Here is an 862-nt window from a genome sequence, read left to right on the forward strand (position 1 = left end):
GTTAAAGAATCAGTTCAAACCGTATCAGTTGTAGAAGGTGGTAATTTAACAGCAAGAATCACTGCTAATCCAAGAAACCCACAACTTATTGAACTTAAAAATGTTCTAAATAGACTTCTTGATGCTTTACAGGCTAGAGTAGGTTCTGATATGAATGAAATTCAAAGAGTATTTAATAGTTATAAATCTCTTGACTTTACTACTGAAGTAAAAGATGCCAATGGAGCTGTAGAGGTAACTACTAATGCACTAGGACAAGAAATCATTAAAATGCTAAAACAAAGTTCAGACTTTGCTAATGCTTTAGCTAATGAAAGTGGAAAATTACAAACTGCTGTTCAAAGCTTAACCACTTCTTCAAATTCTCAAGCTCAATCTTTAGAAGAAACTGCAGCAGCTTTAGAAGAGATCACTTCTTCTATGCAAAATGTTTCAGTTAAAACTAGTGATGTTATCACTCAATCTGAAGAGATTAAAAATGTTACAGGTATTATAGGTGATATTGCAGATCAAATCAATCTTTTAGCTTTAAATGCAGCTATTGAAGCAGCTCGTGCTGGAGAACATGGTAGAGGCTTTGCTGTTGTGGCTGATGAAGTTAGAAAGTTAGCTGAAAGAACTCAAAAGTCTTTATCAGAAATTGAAGCTAATACTAATTTACTTGTTCAATCTATCAATGATATGGCAGAAAGTATTAAAGAACAAACTGCAGGTATCACTCAAATCAATGATAGCGTAGCTCAAATTGATCAAACTACTAAAGATAATGTTGAAATTGCTAATGAATCAGCTATTATTTCTAGTACAGTAAGTGATATAGCTAATAATATCTTAGAAGATGTTAAGAAGAAAAGGTTTTAAT

General features: G+C 32.3%; 1 protein-coding gene. It reads left to right on the forward strand.

The features are described from left to right. Window positions 1-861: methyl-accepting chemotaxis protein (locus tag FBF15_RS09265; RefSeq protein ID WP_242633124.1), on the forward strand; the 861-nt coding region annotated here is incomplete at its 5' end. Between the last annotated feature and the right edge of the window lies 1 nt (window position 862).

It is taken from the genome of Campylobacter sp. CFSAN093233 (genome assembly GCF_011068165.1).
GTDB classification, from domain to species: domain Bacteria; phylum Campylobacterota; class Campylobacteria; order Campylobacterales; family Campylobacteraceae; genus Campylobacter_D; species Campylobacter_D jejuni.